22 protein-coding genes are annotated in these 24,247 nt (G+C 65.1%); 16 read left to right on the top strand and 6 right to left on the bottom strand.

The features are described 5' to 3' along the window. Positions 1-8 precede the first annotated feature (8 nt). From GOACH_RS05840 to GOACH_RS05875, 8 genes are all read left to right on the top strand, one after another. Positions 9-572: a TetR/AcrR family transcriptional regulator gene (locus GOACH_RS05840; RefSeq protein ID WP_052003934.1), complete on the top strand. Its 564-nt coding sequence runs from the start codon at positions 9-11 to the stop codon at positions 570-572. A 155-nt stretch (positions 573-727) separates the two neighbouring features. After that, on the top strand, positions 728-1,405 hold the full coding sequence (locus GOACH_RS05845) for a DUF4166 domain-containing protein (RefSeq protein ID WP_005171987.1): 678 nt from the start codon (positions 728-730) through the stop codon (positions 1,403-1,405). 38 nt (positions 1,406-1,443) lie between these two features. Further along, positions 1,444-1,884, top strand: coding sequence for an SRPBCC family protein (locus tag GOACH_RS05850; protein WP_005171989.1), 441 nt, complete (start codon positions 1,444-1,446; stop codon positions 1,882-1,884). 185 nt (positions 1,885-2,069) lie between these two features. After that, positions 2,070-2,588 (top strand): DUF6764 family protein, encoded by a 519-nt coding sequence (locus GOACH_RS05855; RefSeq protein WP_005171993.1) that lies wholly within the window; start codon positions 2,070-2,072, stop codon positions 2,586-2,588. Between the two features lie 157 nt (positions 2,589-2,745). Then, positions 2,746-3,693 carry a polyphosphate kinase 2 gene (gene ppk2 / locus GOACH_RS05860; protein WP_005171995.1) on the top strand — a complete coding sequence of 316 codons (948 nt, stop codon included), beginning with the start codon at positions 2,746-2,748 and terminating at the stop codon, positions 3,691-3,693. Between the two features lie 51 nt (positions 3,694-3,744). Next, complete coding sequence (locus tag GOACH_RS05865) at positions 3,745-4,557, top strand: hypothetical protein (RefSeq protein WP_005171998.1); 813 nt, start codon at positions 3,745-3,747, stop codon at positions 4,555-4,557. Between the two features lie 31 nt (positions 4,558-4,588). After that, a complete protein-coding gene (locus tag GOACH_RS05870) occupies positions 4,589-5,482 on the top strand; it encodes an alpha/beta fold hydrolase (protein WP_005172007.1) in 894 nt (297 codons plus the stop codon). 73 nt (positions 5,483-5,555) lie between these two features. Further along, positions 5,556-6,236 (top strand): rhomboid-like protein, encoded by a 681-nt coding sequence (locus GOACH_RS05875; RefSeq protein ID WP_245551829.1) that lies wholly within the window; start codon positions 5,556-5,558, stop codon positions 6,234-6,236. Here the strand turns inward: GOACH_RS05875 and GOACH_RS05880 are convergent. Further along, a complete protein-coding gene (locus tag GOACH_RS05880; RefSeq protein WP_005172014.1) occupies positions 6,178-8,238 on the bottom strand; it encodes a prolyl oligopeptidase family serine peptidase in 2,061 nt (686 codons plus the stop codon). The two genes, GOACH_RS05875 and GOACH_RS05880, sit on opposite strands and share 59 nt — an antisense overlap. A 123-nt stretch (positions 8,239-8,361) precedes the next feature. On the opposite strand from GOACH_RS05880, the gene GOACH_RS05885 reads away from it, so the two are divergent. Continuing rightward, complete coding sequence (locus GOACH_RS05885; RefSeq protein ID WP_052003920.1) at positions 8,362-10,911, top strand: excinuclease ABC subunit UvrA; 2,550 nt, start codon at positions 8,362-8,364, stop codon at positions 10,909-10,911. A 6-nt stretch (positions 10,912-10,917) separates the two neighbouring features. Here the strand turns inward: GOACH_RS05885 and GOACH_RS05890 are convergent, their stop codons facing one another. Further along, positions 10,918-12,120 carry an oxidoreductase gene (locus GOACH_RS05890; RefSeq protein ID WP_005172018.1) on the bottom strand — a complete coding sequence of 401 codons (1,203 nt, stop codon included), beginning with the start codon at positions 12,118-12,120 and terminating at the stop codon, positions 10,918-10,920. 128 nt (positions 12,121-12,248) lie between these two features. On the opposite strand from GOACH_RS05890, the gene lpdA reads away from it, so the two are divergent. Further along, positions 12,249-13,634, top strand: coding sequence for a dihydrolipoyl dehydrogenase (lpdA, locus tag GOACH_RS05895; RefSeq protein WP_040517795.1), 1,386 nt, complete (start codon positions 12,249-12,251; stop codon positions 13,632-13,634). A 6-nt stretch (positions 13,635-13,640) separates the two neighbouring features. Here lpdA and GOACH_RS05900 read toward each other — a convergent pair whose 3' ends face one another. Continuing rightward, positions 13,641-14,495 carry a universal stress protein gene (locus GOACH_RS05900; protein WP_005172024.1) on the bottom strand — a complete coding sequence of 285 codons (855 nt, stop codon included), beginning with the start codon at positions 14,493-14,495 and terminating at the stop codon, positions 13,641-13,643. Positions 14,496-14,594: 99 nt separating this feature from the next. Continuing rightward, entirely contained in the window at positions 14,595-15,629 is a 1,035-nt protein-coding gene (locus tag GOACH_RS05905) for a linear amide C-N hydrolase (protein ID WP_005172027.1), read from the bottom strand. 277 nt (positions 15,630-15,906) lie between these two features. On the opposite strand from GOACH_RS05905, the gene GOACH_RS05910 reads away from it, so the two are divergent. Next, the gene (locus GOACH_RS05910) at positions 15,907-16,791 is read left to right on the top strand and encodes a DNA-3-methyladenine glycosylase family protein (protein WP_005172030.1); all 885 of its coding nucleotides are present in this window, start codon (positions 15,907-15,909) and stop codon (positions 16,789-16,791) included. Between the two features lie 10 nt (positions 16,792-16,801). On the opposite strand, the gene GOACH_RS05915 is transcribed toward GOACH_RS05910, so the two are convergent. Then, on the bottom strand, positions 16,802-17,362 hold the full coding sequence (locus GOACH_RS05915) for a carboxymuconolactone decarboxylase family protein (protein ID WP_005172031.1): 561 nt from the start codon (positions 17,360-17,362) through the stop codon (positions 16,802-16,804). Positions 17,363-17,388: 26 nt separating this feature from the next. Here GOACH_RS05915 and GOACH_RS05920 point away from each other — a divergent pair, with 26 nt between their 5' ends. Then, positions 17,389-17,856: a MaoC family dehydratase gene (locus GOACH_RS05920; protein WP_005172033.1), complete on the top strand. Its 468-nt coding sequence runs from the start codon at positions 17,389-17,391 to the stop codon at positions 17,854-17,856. A gap of 241 nt (positions 17,857-18,097) precedes the next feature. Here the strand turns inward: GOACH_RS05920 and ramB are convergent, their stop codons facing one another. Further along, positions 18,098-19,519, bottom strand: coding sequence for an acetate metabolism transcriptional regulator RamB (gene ramB / locus GOACH_RS05925; RefSeq protein ID WP_005172036.1), 1,422 nt, complete (start codon positions 19,517-19,519; stop codon positions 18,098-18,100). A 64-nt stretch (positions 19,520-19,583) separates the two neighbouring features. Between ramB and GOACH_RS05930 the strand changes: the two genes are divergently transcribed. The 4 genes from GOACH_RS05930 (at position 19,584) to GOACH_RS05945 (ending at position 24,240) form a co-directional block, all read left to right on the top strand. Further along, positions 19,584-20,381 (top strand): hypothetical protein, encoded by a 798-nt coding sequence (locus GOACH_RS05930; RefSeq protein ID WP_005172039.1) that lies wholly within the window; start codon positions 19,584-19,586, stop codon positions 20,379-20,381. Positions 20,382-20,893: 512 nt separating this feature from the next. Further along, complete coding sequence (gene aceA, locus GOACH_RS05935) at positions 20,894-22,180, top strand: isocitrate lyase (RefSeq protein ID WP_005172041.1); 1,287 nt, start codon at positions 20,894-20,896, stop codon at positions 22,178-22,180. A 158-nt stretch (positions 22,181-22,338) separates the two neighbouring features. Further along, positions 22,339-23,235, top strand: a complete 897-nt coding sequence (locus tag GOACH_RS05940) for a 3-hydroxybutyryl-CoA dehydrogenase (RefSeq protein ID WP_005172044.1) — start codon at positions 22,339-22,341, stop codon at positions 23,233-23,235. 201 nt (positions 23,236-23,436) lie between these two features. Further along, positions 23,437-24,240: a hypothetical protein gene (locus GOACH_RS05945; RefSeq protein ID WP_005172047.1), complete on the top strand. Its 804-nt coding sequence runs from the start codon at positions 23,437-23,439 to the stop codon at positions 24,238-24,240. Positions 24,241-24,247 lie beyond the last annotated feature (7 nt).

Below are 24,247 nucleotides of genomic sequence, written 5' to 3' on the forward strand. Positions count from 1 at the left end.
CTCGTGACATGGGCCCGCGAGATCGGATGATCGCGCATGCGGCAGACCTCATCGGTCGCGATGGCGTGCCGGGAACGTCGATCGGCGATGTGCTCGCGGCCAGTAAAGCGCCACGCGGGTCGATCTATCACCACTTCCCGGGCGGTAAGTCGGAGTTGATGACCGAGGCCGTGCGATTCGCGGGTGAGTTCGTCTCCTCTCGTATCGCCGACACCAGCGCCGGTTCGGCTGCCGACGCCGTGTTCGCGATTGGAGATGTCTGGCGGAAGATGCTGGTCAACACCGATTTTCAGCGAGGATGTCCTGTCCTCGCCGGCGGGCTCGCGCGCCGTTCGGAGCCGGCTACGGCCGACGAGGCGGATGCGATCTTCCGGCGTTGGCGCCACCAGATCTCGGCACGGTTGGTCTACGAGGGCGTCGACGATGCTCGTGCCGACTCGCTGGCCACATTGGTCATCTCGGGAATCGAGGGGGCGGTCGGTGTGTCGTTGACCCAGCGCAGCGTCGAACCACTCGATTCGGTGATCACCGAACTCGCGCGACTGTGCGAGTCGGCAGTGGTCCCGGGCTGAGGTTCGGCGCGACACGCATCGCCCTCAGCCACGCGGCCGGCCTGCTCGCCGTCTCGGGCCAGAGGTCTCTTCACGGTGTCCTGCGCCACATAGTAGGTTCTCCCACAGGTCCGGGGCAGGTGTTGCCGTCGGCAACAGCCAGGGGAGGTGGAATCGTGACGCCGGTGTATCGGGAGGCACTGGGTTCCGACTTCGACAACCTGCACCCCAACGTCGCGTGGCGGTACTCGATCGACTCGACGTCAGGCGTTGCCCAACTCGGTAGCGGCATCTACGAGTCGGTGTACGTGTCCTCGGCGCTACCACCGCCGCTTGTCTGGTTCTACGCCAAGCGCAACGCATTCCCGGCGAGATCGAGTCGGATGGTGCCGTTCACCCAGAACCAGTACTGTTACGTCGACGAACTCGGCCGCGAGTCGCTGGCGGTCCTGCGTACCTTCTCGTATACCAATGGCGACCGGGCCCTCAACTCTCTGCTCGTCGACGGCACATCGGGCCTCGTCGACTACTTCGGTGACGGCCCCGACCTCCTGTGGCCCATCGAGCCGTCGGTGACGCGTGCAGGCGAACTCCTGCTCGAGAGCGGACCGATGCGCTGGCTCGGCCGCGGGCCCAAGGTGGGTATGAAGGGCTTGTTCGCCTCTCAGATGAAGTACATCGAGGGGTGGGACGACGAGCGTGAACGCTTCCGGTGCGACGCAACGGTGCGTAATCCGGTACTCGGCGAGATCATCCACTTCCGCGGTTGGTTCACTGCGGTCGACGTCGCGTGCGGTCTGCGGGACATCCCCGACGAGGCGTGGCCGCTTCACCTCATCGAACGCGAGGATTGACGTCATCCCCATCACGCGCACAGGGTAGGTTGCTCATCATGGCCGTCTCAGCAAAGACCGAATTCGATATCGCCGCACCGTTATCGGTGGTGATGGATGTCCTGATGGACGTCGAGTCGCTTCCGGAGTGGTCCGGTCCGCACAAAGCGGCTCAGATCGTGTCCACCCACGACGACGGCACGCCAGACGAGGTCTCGATGACCGTGAATGCCGCAGGCATCAACGACGACCAGTCCGTCAACTACACGTGGACCGACACCACCTGCGCGTGGACTCTGATCACATCGACGACGCTCTCCGAACAGCAGGGCAAGTACACCCTGACCGACAAGGGGGACAGCACCCATGTCGAATTCGAGTTGCAGGTCGATCTGAAGATCAAACTGCCGGGCCTGATCGTGAAGCGGGGGCAGAAGGTCGCCGTCGACACCGCACGCAAGGGTCTGACCGCAGAGGCCGAGCGCCGCGCAAAGACCTGAACCGCACCGCTTTTCGTCGTACTCGGCGACGACGCCGGAGCTGCAAGCCGTGGGCTCCGGCGTCGTTTCCTATCCGTTACCTGAGAACGCGCGCTCCGCGGTATTCGTGACGACGAGTGCGGGGTACCCTGACAGGGCTGTCCGCGTTTGCGCGACGCCCGATCGTCTTCTGGAGGCCAAATAAATTGCGTATCAACACTTTTGCCGCCCGCGTCTTCGCTGTCGTCTGCGGCGGGGCGGGGTTACTCGCCGGGCTCTCTCTCGGCGTCGGTGATGCGCACGCGGGAACCGAATGCAATGCCGCCAACGGCTCGTCGGTACAGCACATTTCGGGCACGAGTGGCTGCGGTGCACGAGCCGGTGCGGGCAGCACGGCCAGCGCGAGCGACGCGTCGTCGAGCGGCACAGCGGTAGCCGTCGCCGACGGTGGCGGTCACGCCCGCGCACACAACCTGCAGCCGGGATCGACGGCGCTCGCCGGGGCGAATTCGGGCGGCAACGCCTACTCGGTCACCACCGGCCCCGGCGCGATGTCGATCGCGCAGGCACGCCGAGGGAGCAACTCGGTCGCAGTCGGCGGATGGGGCGGACAGGCGGTCGCCACGCAGGACGGTGTCTCGTGCACTGGCGGGTTCGCGGCGGCAGCTGATTCGGGAAGCGGCAAGGCATGCCTGCGTTCGGGATCGATCAGCCTGCGCAACTGAACCCTTCTCCTCGTGTCAACAGGTAGAACTCGAGCGACTGCCGACGTCCCCGGGACCGGGGGCGTCGGCAGTGGGCTGTCGGGGGCCTCACTGCCGGGCAGGGTCGAGTTCACCCCATAGCCACACAGCGTTTGCCGGATACGCATATCGTTGGGTAGTGACCGAGTTACACGATCTCGAAGCCGTCGGCCCCGACTTCAGCAAGTTGAACGGGCGCGAAGCCCTGCAACAACTCGTCGATCTCAAGGACACCACGCAGTTCACGGTGAACGACGATGACGACGACGACCCGATCCTCCTGACGCTCCCCGAGCGCAACGTCGTCGACACCTGGCGCGAGGACTACCCGTACGACGAGCGCATGAGCCGCCGCGAGTACGAGGTCACCAAACGCCGACTGCAGATCGAACTGCTGAAGATGCAGAAGTGGTCGAAGCAGACCGGGCAACGTCACCTGTGGCTCTTCGAGGGACGCGACGCTGCGGGCAAAGGCGGGACAATCAAGCGTTTCAACGAGCACCTCAATCCGCGCGGCGCGCACACCGTCGCGTTGGAGAAGCCGAGCGAACGCGAGTCGACGCAGTGGTACTTCCAGCGATACGTGCAGCACCTGCCCGCAGGCGGTGAGATCATCTTCTTCGACAGGTCCTGGTACAACCGTGCCGGCGTCGAGCGGGTCATGGGTTTCTGCACCGATGAGCAGTACGACGAATTCATGCGACAGGCTCCGGGATTCGAGAAGATGCTCGTCGACGACGGCATCAGCCTGGTGAAGTTCTGGTTCTCGGTCACCCCGCTCGAACAGCGCACGCGGTTCGCGATCCGACAGATCGACCCCGTTCGGCAATGGAAACTCTCCCCGATGGACCTCGCCTCCCTGGACAAATGGGACGCCTACACCGCGGCCAAGGAGACCATGTTCGAACGCACCGACACCGACCACGCGCCGTGGACCGTCGTGAAGAGCAACGACAAGAAGCGTGCCCGCATCAACGCGATGCGGCACGTGCTCTCCCTGTTCGACTACGAGGGCAAGGACGAAGAGTTCGTGGGCACGCCGGACCCTCTGATCGTCGGGCGCGCTCGCGACCTGGTCGGGGAGTGACGACACCGAACACTCATCGAGAGGTCAGCATCGACCGGTAGCGTCGTAGCCGTGCGAACCTTCCTCAGCGGTCTGGCGACGATCGTCGCCGTCGTGGCCATCGTTCTCGCGGTACCGGCTGTCTGGGTCAGTCAACGGATCGTCGACGACGACGGGTTCACCTCGCTGATCGAGCCGGTCGGGCACGACCAAGCGGTCAAGGACTATCTGGCGGGCGAGATCACCGAGCAGATCGCCTCACGGACGTCGATCTCGGGGGCCGACGCAGTGGTGCGGCCACTCGCGAACGCCTATACCAACAGTTCACAGTTCCCCGCCGACTTCGCCGACGTCGCCACGCAGCAACATCAGTGGTTGTTCGACGAAGCATCGGATCCCAACGCGCCGATGCAACTCGACATCACGGCGATGGTCAACCGCGTGCTCGAGAACGCGCGTCTCGGTGTCAGCGTCTCCGGACCGATCACGATCCCCATTTCCAACGGCGACACGGGCCTGCATGCGGGCGCATATCACCAGGCGGGAGAGCAGATCACCACGATCGCCAAGGTGTCGGTCATCGCGGGGATCATCGCCGCGATCATCGCGCTACTTGTGGCCCGGCGCCGTGGCACCGTGATCGCGTGGTTGGGCATCGCGACGCTCCTTGCCGGCGTGGTGTGCTGGGCTGTGGCGAACCTCTACGGCGCATATCTGAAGAACGACGTCTCGTCGTCCGAGAACACCGCGAAGCCCGTCGCCGACGTTGCGATCGACACCATCTCGCACGAACTGCAGTGGACCGGCGTGATCTCGATGCTCGTGGGGGCGGGCATCCTCGTGTTCGGAATCGTCATCCGGCTCGCTTTCGGCGGACGGCGATGATTGTGCGCCTTCGGCAACGAGAGATGGCCCGATGACCGCGAACGCCGTCGACTTCTCCGTTCCGCAGCGTGCGCCAGATGTCGTCGACGACATGGTGTTGGCAGACGGCACCCGTACACCGGTGCGGATCTTCCGCGCCGAGACCGACGCTGCCGGGCCGCTGGTTGTCCTGTTTCCCGGACTGGGAACCCCCGCGAGCTATTTCGACCTGTTCGCCACCCGCTGTGCTGCTGCCGGGGTGTCGGTGGCGTGCGCCGACCTGCGCGGGCAGGGCGCGAGCAGACCCCGCCCGTCGCGCTCAAGCACGTTTGGTCAGCAGCAGATGGTCGTCGACGACGTGCCCTCGGCGATCACCGTTGCGCGGCGCCACATCCCCGAGGGTGCCCTGTTCCTGGCCGGACATTCGATGGGTGGCCACATCGTGTCGCTCTACGCCGCGCGTCAGGCCCGTCTCGGAGCCGACGACGCGCACCGCTTACGCGGACTCATCCTGATCGCGTCGGGCGTTCCCTTTCACAAGCTCTATCACGGTGGGTCAGGGCTGCGGGCCTCGTTGGGGCCGCTCGCGATGCACCGGATCTCGCGCGCCGTCGGATTCTGGCCGGGGACCGTCGTCGAAGGCTACGGCAGACAGTCACGTGTGCTCATCCGCGATTGGACGTACCTGAATCGTCACGGCCGGTTCAGCCCTCGTGGTGCAGACATCGATTACGAGTCCGCATTCGCCGAGATCGACATCCCGGTGCTCGCGGTGACGATCGCCGCCGACTCCGACGCACCTCCTCCGGTGATGGGCGCACTGACGGCGAAGTTCAGTCACGGCGCCGTCGACCATCGACACATCGGCGCACCGCTCGGTCACAACCGATGGGCACGTGATCGAGCCGTGCCGCAACTGGTGACCGAGTGGCTGCATGAACTGTGAGGTTGCTGGGAGGACCAGCACGCTCGCGTGACGGATGCGCGTCTTCGTCGAGAGTGCGTCACACTTGACCACGATGACGCAGGCAGTGGATGACACGAGAAGCCGACAGCACCGACGGGTGGTCGCCCGTGTGCTCGGCTGTCTGCGGAGCGCGCCGCTGACCTTCGCGTGGATGACCGTTCTGCTGGGGACGACGATCGCCCAGCGGCACATGAGTCCCGGCGATCTCGATCGGGTGCTCGGTGCGCGCTCCACCAATCTCGAGCACCTGATGCACGATCCGTTTCACGTCCTGTGGACCAGTCTGTTCTGGATCGACGGTGCCTACTGGCTTCCGTGGGCGGTCGCCTTCTGCATCTTCCATGTTCCGGCCGAGCGGTGGCTGGGATCGCTGCGGTGGCTGGTCGTGGGCGTATCGGCGCATGTGGTCGCGACCTACGTGAGTCAGGGCGTGCTGGGCCTTGCGATCCACGAAGGAGTGCGCAGCGCCGACATGATCCACGTGCAGGACGTCGGCGTGAGCTACTTCTTCGCCGGTATCGTCGGAGTGCTCACCTACCGGATAGTGCGACCCTGGCGTTGGCTCTACCTCGCAGGCGTCGTCGCCTACTATGCGGTTCCGGTACTCGTCGATCTCACGTTCACCAACATCGGGCATCTCACCGCCGCGGTGATCGGATTGGCGTGGTACCCGATCACCCGGCGGCGTCAGCCAGTGTCTCCCAGAGGAACTCGTAGGCAAGCGCCGACTTGAACGCTGCCTGTTTGTTGTCGGCCGCGCCCCCGTGTCCGCCCTCGATGTTCTCGTAATAGTCGACGGTGTGGCCGTTCTCCTCCAGTCGCGCAACGAGTTTGCGCGCATGTCCGGGATGCACACGATCGTCCCGGGTCGACGTCGTGACCAGGATCGGCGGGTACTGCACATCACGCCTGATGTTCTGGTAGGGCGAGAACGGCTTCATGAACGCCCACTCCTCCGGATCTTCGGGGTTGCCGTACTCGGCGACCCACGACGCTCCCGCGAGCAACAGGTGGTAGCGGTACATGTCGATCAGCGGCACCTGGCAGACCAGCGCGCCGAACAACTCCGGATACCGGGTGAGCATGACACCCATCAGCAGACCACCGTTCGAACCGCCTTGTGCACCCAGCTGCGCTGGCGTCGTGAAGCGTCTGGTGACCAGATCCCTTGCGACGCTTGAGAAGTCCTGATAGACCAGGTGGCGTCCCGACTTCTGTGCCACCGTGTGCCATGCCGGGCCGTACTCGCCGCCGCCGCGGATGTTGGCGATGACGTAGATGCCGCCGCGTTCGATCCATGCGCGTCCCGCAACGGTGAGATAGCCCGGCGTCAGCGCATTCTCGAATCCGCCGTATCCATAGAGCAGGGTCGGTCCGTGCGTGACGTCTCTACGCCGAACGACGAAGTAGGGGACGAGTGTTCCGTCGTCGGACGTTGCGAAGTACTGCTCGGTGGTCACCGACGACGCGTCGAAGAACTCGGGGCTGCGCTTGAGCACGACGGGGTCGTCGGAACCTATGGTGCCGTGGAGCAGGCTCGGCGGTTCGGTGAACGACGTGGCCGACCAGAACACCTCGTCGCTGTGATCCGGATCGGTGTCGAGGACGGAAATCGTTGCCATATCCGGCAATCCGTTCACATCGACGGGAGTCCAGTCGCCAGCGGTCAGCACGGAGATCGAGGTGTGCACGTCGTGCAGCGTCGTGATGATCAGGTAGTGCGCGGTGAACGTGAAATCGACGAGGCTCGTGTGCGCGTCCGGATCGAACAACACGACGGCGCTGCGGTTGCCCTCGAGGTAGGCCGGATAGTCGAAGACGAGGAGAGTGCCCGGAGAGTACGTCGGCCCGTCGGGGCCGGAGGGAGCCCACTGCGAGCGTGTCATGACGAGGAGCCAGTTGCGGCGTACGCCCGCGTAAGCGTCGGTGGGCACATCGATGAGAATGAGTTCACCCGCACGGTTCTCGTACAGCAGGGAGTTGAAGAAATCCGTTGCGCGCGAGATGAAATGACGTTCGAAGCCGGGCGTGTCGTCGTATACCGCGCGAATCGAGATGTCCGACGGTTCGCCGGTGAAGACGGTGACGGCGTCCTCGAGCGGGGTGCCACGGGTCCAGAGTTTGGCGATCCGCGGGTATCCGGAATCGGTCAGCGAACCATGGCCGTCGGGGGCTGTGCCGAAGTCGGTGCCGACGTAGACGTTGTCCTCGTCGATCCAGCTCACCGTCGACTTGTTCTCGGGCAGCGTGAATCCGTCGGTGACCCAGCTGCGTGAGTCGAGGTCGAATTCGCGGACCACAGCGGCATCGGCGCCGCCTCGGGACAGCGAGATCAGTACGCGGCGGTAGTCGGGCCGCAACGCCGTAGCGCCCTTCCAGACCCAGTTCTCGTCCTCGTCCTTCGCCAACTGGTCGACGTCGATCACCACGTCCCACTCCGGGGCGTCGGTGACATAGGACTCGAGCGTCGTACGCCGCCATAGTCCGCGGGGGTTGGCGGCGTCCCGCCAGAAGTTGTACAGGAACTCGCCGCGGCGTCGGACGTAGGGAATGCGGTCGTCGGTATCGAGGGCTTCGAGTGTTTGCTCCTCGATCTCGGCGAATCGCTTCGACGTCGTCAGCCGTTCGACGGTGGGTGCGTTGTGCTCGCGAACCCAATCGAGTGAGCGGTCGGCGGTGACTTCTTCGAGCCAGAGATAGGGATCGTCGGTACCTGTGGCGGCATCGGATGTCATCGTGCGCAACCTCCCGTCGGCGATGAGTGGGTCAGCTGGTCACACGGACCCATTCGCCAACCTAGCGGAGTGCCGCCGGTCTCCGACGCAACGGACCGCCGTCGCGTCGATACCCTCGAACAGGTGAGCCGTATCGCCGACCGTGCCGTGCCCGCCGACACCGTGCCCCGCAACGCCGAGCCGGATCAGATCTCGGTGCGCGGCGCACGGGTCAACAACCTGCGCGACCTCGACGTCGACATCCCGCTGCGTGCGCTCGTGGGCATCGCTGGCGTGTCGGGGTCGGGCAAGTCGTCGCTGGCTCTCGGCGTGCTCTACGCGGAGGGCTCGCGTCGCTATATCGAAGCGTTGTCGACCTACACGCGCAGGCGCATGGCGCAGGCCGCCCGCGCGAACGTCGACTCCGTGGAGCACGTCCCGGCCGCGCTTGCACTGCGTCAGCGACCGGCACCACCGGGCGTACGCTCCACGTTCGGCACATCGAGTGAGTTGCTCAACGTGCTGCGGCTGATGTTCTCGCGGCTCGCATCGCACCGCTGCCCGAATGGCCATTACGTTCCCCCGACGATCGACGTCGCGGCAGAACGCCCGTTCTCGTGTCCGGTGTGCGGTGCGCCCGTCGAGGCACCTGGCGCCGAGGACCTCGCCTTCAACTCGCGGGGCGCTTGCCCCACGTGCGCGGGCACCGGCGTCGTGCGGACCGTCGACGACGACGCTCTGGTCCCCGATCCCGACAAGACGCTCGACGACGGCGCAGTGGTGCCGTGGAACATGTTCGGATTCAACGTACAACCGGCCATCGCCCGCGAGTTCGGCGTGCGCACCGACGTCCCGTGGCGCGACCTCACCGACGACGAGCGTCAGATCGTGCTCGACGGTCCCGCGGAGAAGAAACACATCACGGTCACGTCGAAAAAGGGGCTGCACGATCTCGACTTCACCTTCCGCAATGCGAGACTCACCGTCACCGAAGAACTCAAACGCGCCGACAACGAGAAGCGACTCGCGCGGGTCAGCCGGTTTCTGACCGTCGGAACCTGCCCGACCTGCGAAGGTACCCGGCTCAGTGAGGCGGCCCGCGCACCGAGAATCGGTGAGAGCAACCTCGCCGACATCACCGCGCTCTCGCTCGACGACGTCCTCGCCTGGGCGCCGGGTGTTCCGGCGACGCTCCCGCCGGAGATGCAGGAGATGGCAACCGGACTCGTCGACACGCTCTTCGATATGGCGCGGCGGCTTGTCGAGTTGGGTCTCGGCTATCTCACGCTCGACCGCGCGGGGGCCACACTCTCGACCGGGGAGCGTCAACGAGTGCAACTCGCGCGCGCCGTGCGTAACCGGACCACCGGCGTGCTGTACGTGCTCGACGAGCCGTCGATCGGTTTGCATCCGGCGAACATCGAGGGCCTCCTCGGGGTGATGAACGACCTTCTCGCCGATGGCAACTCTGTGGTGTTCGTCGATCACGACGTGCAGATCCTGCGCGAGGCGCAGTGGCTCGTCGAGATCGGGCCGGGGTCGGGAAGCGACGGCGGCAGGGTCATCGCACAGGGGCCTGTCGGGCAGGTGGAGTCAGATCCTGACTCGCGACTGGCCGGATTCCTCACCGGCGCAGCCGATGTGGTGGTGCGCGAGCAGTGTGCGCCCGACCAGGTGTTCGCGCTCGGCACCTTCCATCTCGAGACGTCGGCGATTCACACCGTTGAACCACTCACCGTCGACATTCCGCGCGGACGACTGGTTGCCATCACCGGTGTATCGGGGTCGGGGAAGACCACGATGGTGCTCGAGTCGTTCGTCCCGGCCCTGACGGCGACGTCGACCACACCACAAGGCCGCCTACCGTCGCACGTCGTCGAACTAGACGTCCCCGACCATCCAGCGGGCAAGCGTTTTCATCCCCAGGTGGTCGACGCGACACCGATCGGGGTGAATGTGCGATCGACTGTCGCGACCTATTCGGGCGTCATGGACGAGCTACGTCGCGCGTACGCCGACACCGATGGTGCTCGTGCTGCAGGGCTCACGGCGTCGGACTTCTCCTACAACACCGGGTCGCTGTCGTGCCCGAGATGTGAAGGGACGGGCGAGGTCTCGCTCGACGTGCAGTTCCTCCCGGACATCGACATCGTCTGTCCCGAGTGCAAGGGAAGCCGGTTCGCCCCACGCGCACGGGAGTTCACGCGCGACGGAATCTCGCTGCCCGAACTGCTCTGCCACACGATCCGTGATGCCGTCGGCAAGGTGTCGGCTCTGCCGCCGGTGACAAAGCGCCTCAAGGCTCTTGACGAGCTGGGGTTGGGATATCTGACGCTGGGCGAATCCACCCCCGCGCTGTCGGGTGGCGAGGCGCAGCGGCTGAAGCTGGTCAACCAATTGCACCGCGACCAGTCCGACACGGTGTTCGTCCTCGACGAGCCGAGCGTCGGACTGCATCCACTCGACGTACGCACCCTTCTCGCCGTACTGACCAGACTGACCGAGCGCGGTGCGACGGTCATCGTCATCGAGCACGACCTCGACGTGATCGCCAACGCCGACTACGTCATCGACATGGGGCCGGGCGGCGGTGTCGCCGGGGGGCGGATCGTCGCCACCGGAACGCCCGCCGAGGTGGCTGACGACGACGAGTCGGTCACCGGCCACTACCTCGCCGAGCACCTGGCTGGGTGAGCCGGGTTACGCTCCTGCCGGCTCACGCAGCGGGCAGTGCGTGTGCGAGTAGATCGTCGGCATGCACAGGTTGCAGTGCGTGCACTGTGAGCGGACCGCGGGATCGTCGGCGATCCGCAGCGGCAGGTCGGGCTCGCGCAGGAGCGCGCGGCCCATCGCGAGGAAGTCGAAGCCCTCATCCAGTGCCGCCTCCATCGTCTGGCGATCGGTGATGCCACCGAGCAGGATGATGGGTAGGTCGACGCTCTCACGCAGCCTGCGGGCCAATGGCATGAGATAGCCCGGCCGGTAGTCGTAGTGCTTCAGGAAGAACGGACCGGCGGCCTTCAGACCCCAGTGCATCGCGCCATGGAAGGCGTCGGCAAACGCGTCGCGCGGTGCATCGCCGTGGAAGAGGTACATCGGGTTCAGCAGTGAGCTGCCCGCCGTCGGCTCGATCGCGTCGAGGTGGCCATCGGCGTCGAGGAGCCGGGCGACCTCACACGCCTCGTCGACGTCGAATCCGCGCAGGCGCCCGATGCCGCCGACCCCGTCGTACATGTTCAACTTGACCCAGACCGCCGCTGAGTCGCCGACCTCCTCGCGCACGGACTCGACGACCTCTCGTGCGAGACGGGCCCGATTGACCAGCGAACCGCCGTAGCCGTCACGCCGATGGTTCAGCAGTGGTGAGAGGAAACAACTGATCAGATAGTTGTGACCACAATGGATTTCGAGGCCATCGAATCCCGAATCGACAGCGATACGCGCCGCCAGACGAAACGTCGTCCGGAGCTCGGCTATCTCGTCGACCGAGACCTTGCGGGTGAGTGACATCCCCATGGGCGCCGGAATGCGCGACGGACCGAGCGCCTGCGCACGATTCGACACCGAGTTCGCCACCGGGCCCGCATGACCGAGTTGCGCCGCGGCGAGCGCGCCCTCGGAATGGATCGCATCGGTGAGTCGACGAAGCCCCGGTGCGGCGTCGGGACGCATCCAGATCTGGTGCCGATCGGTGCGACCCTCGGGACTGACCGCGCAGTACGCGACGGTGCTCATCGCGACACCGCCCGCAGCAACCTCCCGATGGAACTCGATGAGTTCGTCGGTGACCAGCGCGTCGGGGGTAGCTCCCTCGAACGTTGCGCACTTGATGAGTCGGTTCCGCAGGGTGAGGGGTCCCAGTCGCGCCGGTGCGAAGGGGTCTGTACTCGACGATGGGGTCACACCGCGATTCAAACACCGGGTGCGGCGGCTCCGCGCAGGATTCGCGGAGAAGCGCAGACGTGGGCGATTACCGGCCAGTACGGGGGACGTTCTGCGCGCACGATCACCAGCGTCGTAGGCTGGCAGTCGTGGCTGATCACTTTGAAACAGTTGTCCTGGGAGCAGGTCCAGGTGGGTACGTGGCCGCGATCCGGTCCGCCCAGTTGGGCATGAACACCGCCATCATCGAAGAGAAGTACTGGGGTGGCGTGTGTCTCAATGTCGGATGTATTCCGTCCAAGGCGCTGCTGCGCAACGCCGAACTCGCGCACATCTTCAACCATGAGTCGAAGACGTTCGGGATGTCCGGAGACGTGACCTTCGACTTCGGGTCGGCATTCGACCGCAGTCGCAGCGTCGCCGACGCAAGCGCCAAGGGCGTGCACTACCTGAACAAGAAGAACAAGATCACCGAGATCGAGGGCTTCGGGACCTTCGTCGACGCCAAGACCATCAAGGTCGGCGACCGCGAGATCACCTTCGACAACGTCATCATCGACACCGGGTCGGTGGTCAAGCTGCTGCCCGGCGTCGAACTCTCCGACAACGTGGTCACCTACGAGACCCAGATCCTCACCCGCGATCTGCCGGGCTCGATCGTCATCGTGGGTGCGGGCGCGATCGGCATGGAGTTCGGCTACCTCCTCGCCAACTACGGCGTCGACGTGACGATCATCGAGTTCCTCGACCGCGTACTGCCCAACGAGGACGTCGATGTGTCGAAGGAGATCGCCAAGCAGTACAAGAAGCTCGGCGTGAAGGTACTCACGTCCACCGGCGTGCAAACGGTCACCGACAACGGCAACGACGTCACCGTCACCTACAAGGACGCCAAGGGTAACGACGGCGAGGTCACCGTCGACCGCGTCCTCATGTCCGTCGGCTTCGCGCCGCGTGTCGAGGGCTTCGGCCTCGAGAACACCGGAGTCGAACTCACCGATCGCGGTGCCATCGCGATCGACGACTTCATGCGGACCAACGTCGACGGCATCTACGCGATCGGCGACGTCACCGCGAAGCTGCAACTCGCACATGTCGCCGAGGCGCAGGGCGTCGTTGCGGCAGAAACCATCGCGGGTGCGGAGACCATGACGCTCGGCGACTACCGCTTCATGCCGCGCGCCACGTTCTGCCAGCCGCAGGTCGCCTCCTTCGGACTCACCGAAGCGCAGGCCAAGGACGCAGGGTTCAACGTCAAGGCCACCACCTTCCCGTTCAGTGCGAACGGCAAGGCGCGCGGCATGGGCGAGACGGCCGGCTTCGTCAAGCTCCTCACCAACGCCGACACCGACGAGTTGCTCGGCGCACATCTGGTGGGCGACAACGTCTCCGAAATGCTTCCGGAGCTGACGCTCGCGCAGAAGTGGGACCTCACCGCCAAGGAGCTCGCCCGCAACGTGCACACCCACCCGACCATGAGCGAAGCCATGCAAGAAACGTTCCATGGCGCGATCGGGCACATGATCAACTTGTAGAGCCCGTCAGGGCACGATGATCAGGGGGCAGCGCGTGGAGAACAGTGCGCCCTGGCTCGTGGAGCCGAGGAGTAGTCCGGTGAAGCCGCCGCGGCCGCGGCTGCCGACAATCACCAGATCGGAATCCTCGGAGGCCTTGGCCAACGCAGCGACCGGAGCGTCGTCGACGACCTGCGTCGTGACCCGCAATCGGGGGAGACGTCGCGTGATCGCGTTGACAGGTATGGCCAGTGCACTCTCGATCTCACGCTCGGCAGCGGCGAAAGCCTTGTCCGACTGCTGGAATCCCGACGAGTTCCACGCGGAGATGACGACGAGCTGCGCGGCTCGATCGGTTGCTTCGTGTGCTGCCCAGTCGAGGGCCTCCAACGACTCGGGCGAACCGTCGACACCCACCGTCACCCGACCGGTTGGTCGTGCCTGCTCGCCGGCGTCCCGGATGACCGCGAGCGGGCACACGGAGTGGGAGGCAAGCGCGGTCGCGACAGAACCCACGAGCGCGGCGGTGAGCCTCCCGGTTCCCGTCGCCCCGACCACGACCATCGACGACGAGCGCGACCGGGACAACAGAGCACTGCGCGCTGAGTCGACGACGATATGGGTACGGGGCTCGATGTCGGGGCTCTCGACTTTCGCGGTCTGCACCGCTGTCTCCACCGCTGCTTTCGCGTACATCCGTGCGGCGTCGAAGTACACCTCCGGCACGGCATAGTCGATGAGTGGGGGCGCCGCGGTTTCCAGCGCGAACACGATGTCGAGAGTGGTCTGATGAATCGTCGCGGCGTGTGCTGCCCAGCTGACCGCGCCCAGTGCATTCGATGAACCGTCGATGCCTACGGTTATTGCTTCGGAATACCTCATGGATCGAGTCTGCGCCGTCCGTGGCCTGCGGTAACGGGGCTTAGGGCCTATCCGTGCGGGGTCTGTGTCCTCACCGGGAGCACTCTCCCGGCCGACACGTCATTTCTTGGTGGCCTGCGACTTCTCCGCATCGTCGAGTTGCTTGAGCAGTCCGAACGAGAGGAACGTCATCGGACCGTGGTCCTCGAAGTCGCCCGCGACATCGCCTGCGATTCCGCCTTCGAGGGCGAGCTTGCTCGTCAACTCCAGCTTCAGTTGAGGTGCGCCCTCGCTGAGATTCAGACGATCGAGATCGGCCCACACGATGTTCGGCCGCGTCGTCGACTCGAACACATAGCGCTTGTTTGTCAGGTCGAGAACGACCTGCCAGATCGTCTGCGAGGCATCGGGTTTGCCCGGATCGGGGATGCGGAACGGCTGGGCGGCGTTGCGGATCACGCTGAACATGCTTGCCACCGACTCGAGTTGCGAACTCGGCTTCGGCAGGCGTGACGAGTAGTAGGCGGCACGCGCGAAGCGGTGTTCGGCCAGGGTATCGCCCGGCAGGGTTTGGTCGCCGCCGAGGCCCTCCCATTGCTTGAGCAACTCGATCTGCTGGTCGTAGGTGGGTGAATTGGTCATCACGTGATACTGCTTGCTGTGATAGACGTGCGGCTTCCCATCGAGATACTCGATGATCGCCGAGTCGCCCGACGCATCGTCGAGCGCGAGGTGGATGGTCGGGGGTGTGCCTCCCGTGGGATCGGGCATCTGGATGACCTGGACGTCGGTCTTCTCGATCCACCCCACCGCATCTGCCACGGTGGCGAAGTTGTCGAGGAAGTACTGCAGCCAGATCGCCTGGCTCAGCGCAGGGCGTGACTCGTCGTACTCGCCGTAGGTGGATTCGGCCAGCCACAGCACGTGACCGGCGAGGCCCGCCTCGTTGAGGCCGTCCACCGAGATGATGTCGAACGCGGTCGCGATGATGCTGCCGTACTTCGACGTCCAGGTGAGTTGGCCCTTGACGCCGTCGTCGCGTGTGATCCCGCGGGGCTGTGTCCACAGGTTGGTCCTCAGATCCCTGTGGAAGTCCATGTTGCGGCCCACGACCACCGCTCCGTTGGCGTCCGGCCAGATAACGCGTGTGCACATAGGGGGTTCCTCGGTTTTCAGATTGTGGGTGTTCTCAGGCACCGGTCCGGCGGCGTGCGGCCCGCTTTACCTCCGACTTCTGACACTAGGCCCGGGTGCGCAGGTCAGAGTGCTTTTGGTGTCCGTGGGGACTGATATGTCTCAGATCCGCGGCTTTGGTCGCACAGGATCGCGCTCGGAGCCGCTCGATCGGTGGTGACCAGTGCACGATAAGAACAGCGGCCGACACTGACAGGGGCGAGGACTAGAGTCGACCTGCTCGACCAAGGAGAACTCGATGGGCACCACAGAACTGACGCGGTCCTGGACTCCGCCGTCGCCCGTCGACATCCGTGCCACCCTGGGCCTGCACCGACGGGGCAGCGGCGACCCGGCGTTTCGATACGCGCCGGACGGGTCGATCTGGCGCGTCGTCCACACTCCGGACGGCCCGGGAACACTGGCGGTCGCCGCCGACGGCTCCGCCATCCGCGGCCGCGCATGGGGGCCGGGCGCACCATGGTTGCTCGAGCAGATGCCCGACATGCTCGGCGCAGCCGACGACCCTGCCGCCCTGGTGCCGCGAGATGACGTCGTCGCCCGGTTGGTCGAGGCGTCGGCCGGTCTGCGTATCGGTCGCACGGGCCGCGTGTGGGAGGCACTCGTCCCTGCGATCCTCGAGCAGAAGGTTGTGGGGACCGAGGCGTGGAGGGCGTGGCGTCACGTTCTGCGCCGCTTCGGTGAACCTGCGCCCGGTCCGGTTCCCCGCGACATGCGCGTACCACCAGCACAACAGGAGTGGGCAACGATCCCCGTGTGGGAGTGGCACCGTAGCGGTGCCGAGCCCGTGCGGATGCGCACCATCCGGGGCGCGACGGCGATGGACGTCGAACGCCACCCGGACAAGCTGGACGTGCTCCGCGGTGTCGGGCCGTGGACGATGGCCGAGACCCGTGCCCGAGCGGTCGGTGATCCCAACTGCGTGCCGGTCGGCGACTATCACATCCCCGCTCTGATCGGCCATACATTCATCGGGCAGGCCGTCGACGACGATGGAATGTTGGAGCTGTTGGAACCCTATGCGGGACAACGCTATCGAATCGTGCGTATGGCAGAACTGCACGGCACGTGGGCGCCGCGACGAGGGCACAAGATGTCGGTACGCGACTACCGCAGACTGTAGCGCCAGGAGTTCAGACCCGCGTGTCGCGCTGGATGCGCAGGGTGTGGATGGTGGTGGCAAGTGAGTCGTACTGCTGCGCGAGAAGGACGAACGCGATGACACGACGGTCGTCGAGGTGTCGGCGCAGCGAGGCCCAGGTGGTGTCGCTGATGTCCCCGTCGGTGATCAGCTCGTCGACGGCGTGCAGTATCCACTTCTGCCGGTCGCCCCACCCGGCCTCCGGTCCGACGAGGATCCGCGCGAACTCGTCATCGTCGATCCCTGCTCGCTTCCCGAGTCGACGATGATGGTCGAGTTCGTACTCGCTACCACGCAGGTGCGCGACGCGGATGATGATCATCTCCGACTCGCGGCGCGACAGCGAGCCGAACGGCATCAGTCTGCTCGAGTAGTAGAGCCAGGCGCGGAACAGCCCGCGCGTACGTCCCAGCGTGGAGAAGATGTGCGCGTCCCGGACGCCGATGGCGCGGGCCGCGCCCCTCGCGAAGACCCAGTTGATGAGCCCGAGGTCGCTCAGTGTGCCCGGAGCAACACGCGGACCGGCTGCTGCGTCGCCTTCGCTAGTCGTCATGAACGCAACGGTAGACTACCGAGATCATGACGGACATCACACCACGGACCTTCAACAGCATCTCCGAGCTCACCGCAGCGATCGGTGAAGACCTCGGCTACGGGGAGTGGCTGGAGGTCACACAGGATCGCATCGACGCCTTCGCCGACGCGACCGGTGATCATCAGTGGATTCACGTCGACCCCGAGCGCGCGAAGAACGGGCCGTTCGGTAAGACGATCGCCCACGGTTACCTGACTCTGTCGCTGCTTCCTCTGTTGGCGGGCAACATCTTCACGGTGAACGGTCCCAAGTTGGTCATCAACTATGGGCTCAACAAGGTTCGCTTCCCGAGTCCTGTCACCGTCGGATCGCGTGTGCGCGCCAACGCCGAGATCGTGTCAATCGACGACAGCCCCGCAGGCGTCACGATGGTGGTGCGCAGCACGGTCCAGATCGATGGCGTCGAGAAGCCTGCCTGCGTGGCGGAAACCGTGCGGGTTCTCGTCTACTGAATCGCGTCCGGGTAACCCCGGTCGTGCTACCCGGACATGGTCCAGACCGGGAGAGCGGAAGCACCCCCGACGGCTGCTTCCCCTCTCCGCGCCCACCATAGGTTGCATCCTGATCATGTGACCCACAAATGGTCGAGAGTCGGCACCTGTGACATTCCTGTGATGCGCGAAGCTGGATTCGCCTCGAGTTCTCGGACCGGGCAGCTCGTGCTGCAGCGCAGCCGGCGTCGACGTCGGGGTCTCAGAGCGACATGTACGGCGACACGCTACTGCGGTGGGAGTCGATGCGCAGGCTGGCGCCGAGCGGCGGGAAAGCGCGCTGTGCACAGTGTTGTCGCTCGCAGACGCGGCATCCCGCGCCGATCGGGGTGATTCGCGCCTGTGGTCCGATCTCGAGGCCGTCCGAATAGATGACACGCGCGGCGTGGCGCAGCTCGCAGCCGAGTCCGAGTGCGAATGTCTTGCCCGCCTGGCCGTATCGAACGGCGCGCCTCTCAACGGTACGTGCGACCCAGAAGTAGTCACGCCCGTCAGGCATCTCGGCGATCTGCGTGATGATCTTTCCCGGGTAGGCGAACGTCTCGTAGACGTTCCAGAGCGGGCACGTTCCGCCACTCGACGAGAAATGGAAGCCCGTGGCGGACTGCCGTTTCGACATGTTTCCCGCGCGATCGACACGGACGAACGACCACGGGACGCCACGGAGATTGGGGCGCTGCAGGGTCGAGAGTCGGTGGCAGATGGTCTCATAGGAGACCGCGTAGAAGGCCGATAGGCGCTCGATATCGTAGCGGAAATCCTCTGCCGCTCCGTGGAATTGGGTGTAGGGCAGCAGGACGGCGGCGGCGAAGTAATTGGCCAGTCCGGTCTTGGCCAGTGCCTGCGCCTCGTCGTTGGTGAAATTCGCCTCGCCGACCAACTCTGTAAGGAGGTCGTCGAATTCGAGAAGAGCGAGTTCAGCGGCGAGTTTGAAGGCGCGTTGGCCGGCAGAGAGTGCGGCCGAGACCTCCAGGCGTCTTGTCGCGGGGTCGAACCGGTGGAGAAGGTAGTCGCCGAGGTCGACACGTGGGGCGATCGTGACGCCGTGAACGTGCTCGAGCCGGTCGGCGATCTCACGCCTGACGTCGCCCGAGTGCATACGCATGCGTGCGTTCAGCTCTTCGGCGACGACGTCGAGTGCGTGAATGTAGTTGCGGCGCTGATAGAAGTAATCCCGCACCTCTTCGTGGGGTGCGGTGATCGATCCGCGCATGGCACGGTCGCTTCGTTCGTCGGTCGCCGCGGCGAGTTGGTCGATCGCGATCCGGTAGCGGCGATGAAGATTCACCATGGCCTGCGCCATGTCGGGGTGAGCCGAGACCATTGCCGCGAGCTCCTGCGGGTCCGCTGTCGTCGGAGCCGCCTCGATGTCGTCGTCGAGCAGCGCTTCCCGTAGCTCCGCGACGAGTCGGACGTCGTCCTGGGAGTCGAAGAACCCTCCGTCGACGCCGAACGCCTCGGTGATCCGAGCCAGCACGGATGCGGTGAGCGGTCGGGCGTCGTGCTCGATCTGGTTGAGATACGACGCCGAGATGTTGAGGGTCTGCGCCAGCGACACCTGTGACAGTCCACGCTCGGAGCGGAGCTGGCGTAGACGCGATCCGACATAGGCCTTGCTGTTCATCTGTCACCGCTGTTCATCTGTCGATCATCGGTCGTAGTTCATCTGGTGCCGGTAGAGGTGTGGCATGACGTGCTCAGGGTACGGTGACCCGGTGCGTGGGCGGTGTGTTCGACGGTGGGTGGCGACGACGTCGCTCATCTGCGTCGGCGCGGTGATCGCAGGCTGTGGCGGCGACGACTCTGTCCCGACCGCCGCCGCCGTGGCGCCCGCCGATCTGCTGCTCCGCCCGGCACAGTTGCCCGATGGTTTCGCCACGACGCAACTGACCGTTTCCGATCTGGTGAAGTCCGACCGCGCGCAACTCGCCGCGGCTCGTGCTGACGATGTGGTGCCGCAGGAGTGTCGTCCGTCGGCGGACGCGGCGTTCATCGACAAGGTCGATGCGTCGAATTCGGCGGTGTTGGCGGCAGGCGCCGCGGACGTCGGACTCGTCGAGCTCGTGTCCACCGTGCGACGCGACATCGTCGACGACATCCGCACCAGAACGGGGCGGTGCACCAGTACCCGGACGACCGTGGCGGAGGGGGGACTCGCGGGCGCGAGCGTCACCACGGAGTCGACCGCACTGCCCGACCCGCCGGAGGTCGGTGACGGGCCGGGTCGCGGACTCAGCGTCGAACGTGCCTTTCTCTCCCGATCAGACGTGTCGACGACGCTGTCGGACTCAACGGTCCGAAAGCAGGTCGGGTATGTCGGATACGCGCTGGTGAAGCGTCCCGGGGGCGCGGTGTTCACGGTCAGCCTCACGGTCAACGGGCCTGCGAGCCGCGCGCAGAATCCGCCTGCAGATCCCGTGGAGCCGATGGCGTCGTCGGCCTTTGTCGCTCTCTTCGGTGCTGCGCTGAAGGCGACGGCAAGGTGAACTCGATCCGTGGCGGAAGCGATGCGGATAGCGAACCGGGTGTGAAACACGACACATGTGTAGTGGCTGGGGGCGCGTCCCCGGCAGGCGACGTGATGCTCGGACCCGCACCGGTCGGTGATGAGATGCGTGGGAAAAACGCAGTACGCGCGTACTTTTTAACGCCTCGCTGACGACTCTTCACATCTCCAGATTCGCAAAATTTGCAAAACTTCGCCAGATGTTTGGCGCCTTTTCGCAGTCAAAGGGGATTGGACCTGCGTGTTTTCGGTGTGGCACCCTTGAGTCAGGCGTTTCCGAGAAGTGCCGAAGAGTTCGCAAACAGCGATCCCTTACTGTGGTTCGGATCACAACTGCCGACCCGATGCGCGCTCGGAGGCCTGACATCACCCGGCCTGGGGTGCATTCCCTGGCAGCTTCGGCCGGGCCCAGAAACGCCCCGGTCTCGAGAGCCGGACAAGCATTCGTTCCGGGAGATCGGGACGAGCAGCACAACGAAAGCGAAGTGGCTAATGAGCAACGTCGGAAAGCCCCGCACCGCCGCGGAAATCCAGCAGGACTGGGACACCAACCCGCGGTGGAAGGGCATCAAGCGCGAATACACTGCCGAGCAGGTTGCCGAGCTCCAGGGCAGCGTTGTCGAGGAGCACACCCTCGCTCGCCGTGGCGCCGAGATCCTCTGGGAGGGTGTGAACGGCGACAACTACATCAACGCCCTCGGTGCCCTCACCGGAAACCAGGCTGTCCAGCAGGTGCGTGCAGGCCTGAAGGCCATCTACCTCTCGGGCTGGCAGGTCGCAGGCGACGCGAACCTCGCGGCGCAGACCTACCCCGACCAGTCGCTCTACCCGGCCAACTCGGTTCCCGCCGTGGTTCGTCGTATCAACAACGCCATGCTGCGTGCCGACGAGATCGCCCGCGTCGAGGGTGACGACTCGGTCGACAACTGGGTCGTGCCGATCGTCGCCGACGGTGAGGCAGGCTTCGGTGGCGCCCTCAACGTCTACGAGCTGCAGAAGGCCATGATCCAGGCCGGTGCCGCAGGCACCCACTGGGAGGACCAGCTCGCTTCGGAGAAGAAGTGCGGCCACCTCGGTGGCAAGGTGCTGATCCCGACCCAGCAGCACATCCGCACCCTGACCTCGGCTCGCCTGGCTGCCGATGTCGCCAACACGCCGACCGTCGTCGTTGCACGTACCGACGCCGAGGCCGCAACGCTGATCACCTCGGATGTCGACGAGCGTGACAAGCCGTTCATCACCGGCGAGCGCACCTCTGAGGGCTTCTACAACGTGAAGAAGGGCATCGAGCCCTGCATCGCGCGTGCGAAGGCATACGCTCCCTACGCCGACCTCATCTGGATGGAGACCGGCAAGCCCGACCTGGAGCTGGCTCGCCAGTTCGCCGAGGCCGTCAAGAGCGAGTACCCCGACCAGCTCTTGGCTTACAACTGCTCGCCTTCCTTCAACTGGAAGCAGCACCTGGACGACGCGACCATCGCGAAGTTCCAGAACGAGCTCGGCGCGATGGGCTTCAAGTTCCAGTTCATCACCCTCGCCGGCTTCCACGCCCTCAACTACTCGATGTTCGACCTCGCTTACGGCTACGCCCGCGAGCAGATGGCCGCATACGTCGACCTGCAGGAGCGCGAGTTCGCTGCTGAGGCTCGTGGCTACACCGCCACCAAGCACCAGCGCGAGGTCGGTGCGGGCTACTTCGACCGCATCGCCACCACGGTCGACCCCAACACCTCGACGGCGGCCCTGAAGGGCTCCACCGAGGAAGGTCAGTTCCACTAGGAGCTCGTCCGCCGCTCCGTGGTGTGAGCGAATCGACAGGCGGTCCGCGACGTATGTTGCGGGCCGCCTGTCGGCATATTCGGGCGTCCCGACGAGTCACTCGTGTGCTCGCGAAATCGGTTGTCCCGTAGCGATTCTTGCGTGGTCGACAAGGCTGGATGGAGGCAGTGGTGTCTGAGACCTGGCGGGTGGGCGTGGTCGGGGCAGGCCAGATGGGGGCCGGTATCGCGGAGGTGTGTGCCCGCTCCGGTGCGGACGTCCTCATCTACGAGCCGACGCGTGACCTCGTCGTGGAGGGGCGGTCGCGGGTACTGCGCTCGCTCGAGCGCGGCGTATCGAGCGGCAAGCTCACCGAACGTGAGCGCGAACAGGCGGCATCGCGATTGCGATTCACCTCGGAACTAGGCGATTTCGCCGATCGCCGCGTGGTCTGTGAGGCCGTTGTCGAGGACGACGCGGTGAAGACGGAGATCTTTGCCGCCCTCGACAAGATCGTGTCCGACCCGTCCGCGGTCCTTGCGTCGAATACGTCGTCGATTCCGATCGTCACGCTGGCGATGGCCACCAGGAACCCGTCACGGGTGATCGGCCTCCACTTCTTCAACCCCGTTCCGGTGCTACCGCTCGTCGAGTTGGTCTCGACACTGCACACTGACACCGACATCGTCACGTACGCAGAGGCTTTCGCTGATCTCGTGCTCGGCAAGCAGGTCATCCGGTCTGCCGATCGATCCGGGTTCGTGGTGAACGCGATGCTCGTGCCATACCTTCTCTCGGCAATTCGTTTGGTGGAGAACGGATTCGCCCAAGTCGAGGATGTCGACAAAGGCATGGTGCTCGGCTGTGCTCATCCGATGGGGCCGCTGCGGCTCGCCGACCTTGTCGGACTCGACACCGTCAAGGACATCGCCGATCGCATGTACGCGGAATCGAAAGAGGCGCTGTATGCACCGACTCCGCTGTTGCTGCGCATGGTCGCAGCCGGTCACCTCGGCAAGAAGTCGGGTCAGGGCTTCTATCGATACGCCGACGGGGATTCGACGTTGCAGCGGTGAGTGTGTCTCGTTTCACACGGTTGGGTCGATTACTGCTTGCAGATTGCTTGCAATAGCTAGCAAACGTGGCATACTGGTTTTCGGAACCACTACAAGCGTTGGTGCGGCACCTATCGGAACCGGGTACGACAGTGTGGTTTGTATCCACGATATGCCCTGTGCCGCAACCAGTCTGGTGGCCAATTAACTAAGGAGATCACCATGAGCACCACCACCGAGCGCACTCTGCCCAGCCCGTTCTACGCCGTGGTTGGCGCGGGTGACCTGGCCCTCAAGCAGGTGAGCGAGGCCGTCGCGCAGATCAAGGAGCGCACCGAGGCAGCCGGCGAGACCGCGCAGACCCGCTTCGAGGAGACACGCGGCCGCCTGAACGCACTTCCCGACGAACTGCCCGGCACCATCGAGTCGACCATCGATGACCTGCGCACCAAGCTGTCGCCGGAGGAGCTGCGCAAGCTCGCCGACAGCTACGTCGAGTTCGCCACCACTGTCTACACGTCGCTCGCCGAGCGCGGCGAAGAGGCTGTCGGCCGTCTGTGGCAGCAGCCGATCGTGCAGGAGGGTCTGACCCGCGCGGAGAAGACCTACAACGACGCCGTCGACCTGACCGAGGATGCCCTCGGTGTTGTCTCGCACCAGACCCGCGCTGTCGGCGAGCAGGCGTCGAAGATCGCGACGCTGGTCAGCACGCGCGTCGGCGAAGCCGGCGATGCGCTCGACGACGCCGTGGACGATCTCGGCGACAAGGTCGACGAGGCTGCCCTCGAGGTGAACGAGAAGCTCGACGAGGCGAGCGCCGCAGTGACCGAGGCCGGAAAGACGGCCAAGGCCCGCAGTGCTGCCGCAGCGTCGAAGATCGACGGCGCCGCAGGCAAGGTCGAGGGTAGGGCGCGCACCGCCAACGCATCGCCCGCCAAGAAGATCGCCGCCAAGCGCACCAGCACCGCTCCGGCGAAGTCGACCACGGCCAAGAAGTCGACCCCGGCCAAGAAGAGCACCAGCTAGTCGTTTC

The organism is Gordonia aichiensis NBRC 108223 (assembly GCF_000332975.1).
Taxonomy (GTDB): Bacteria; Actinomycetota; Actinomycetes; order Mycobacteriales; family Mycobacteriaceae; genus Gordonia; species Gordonia aichiensis.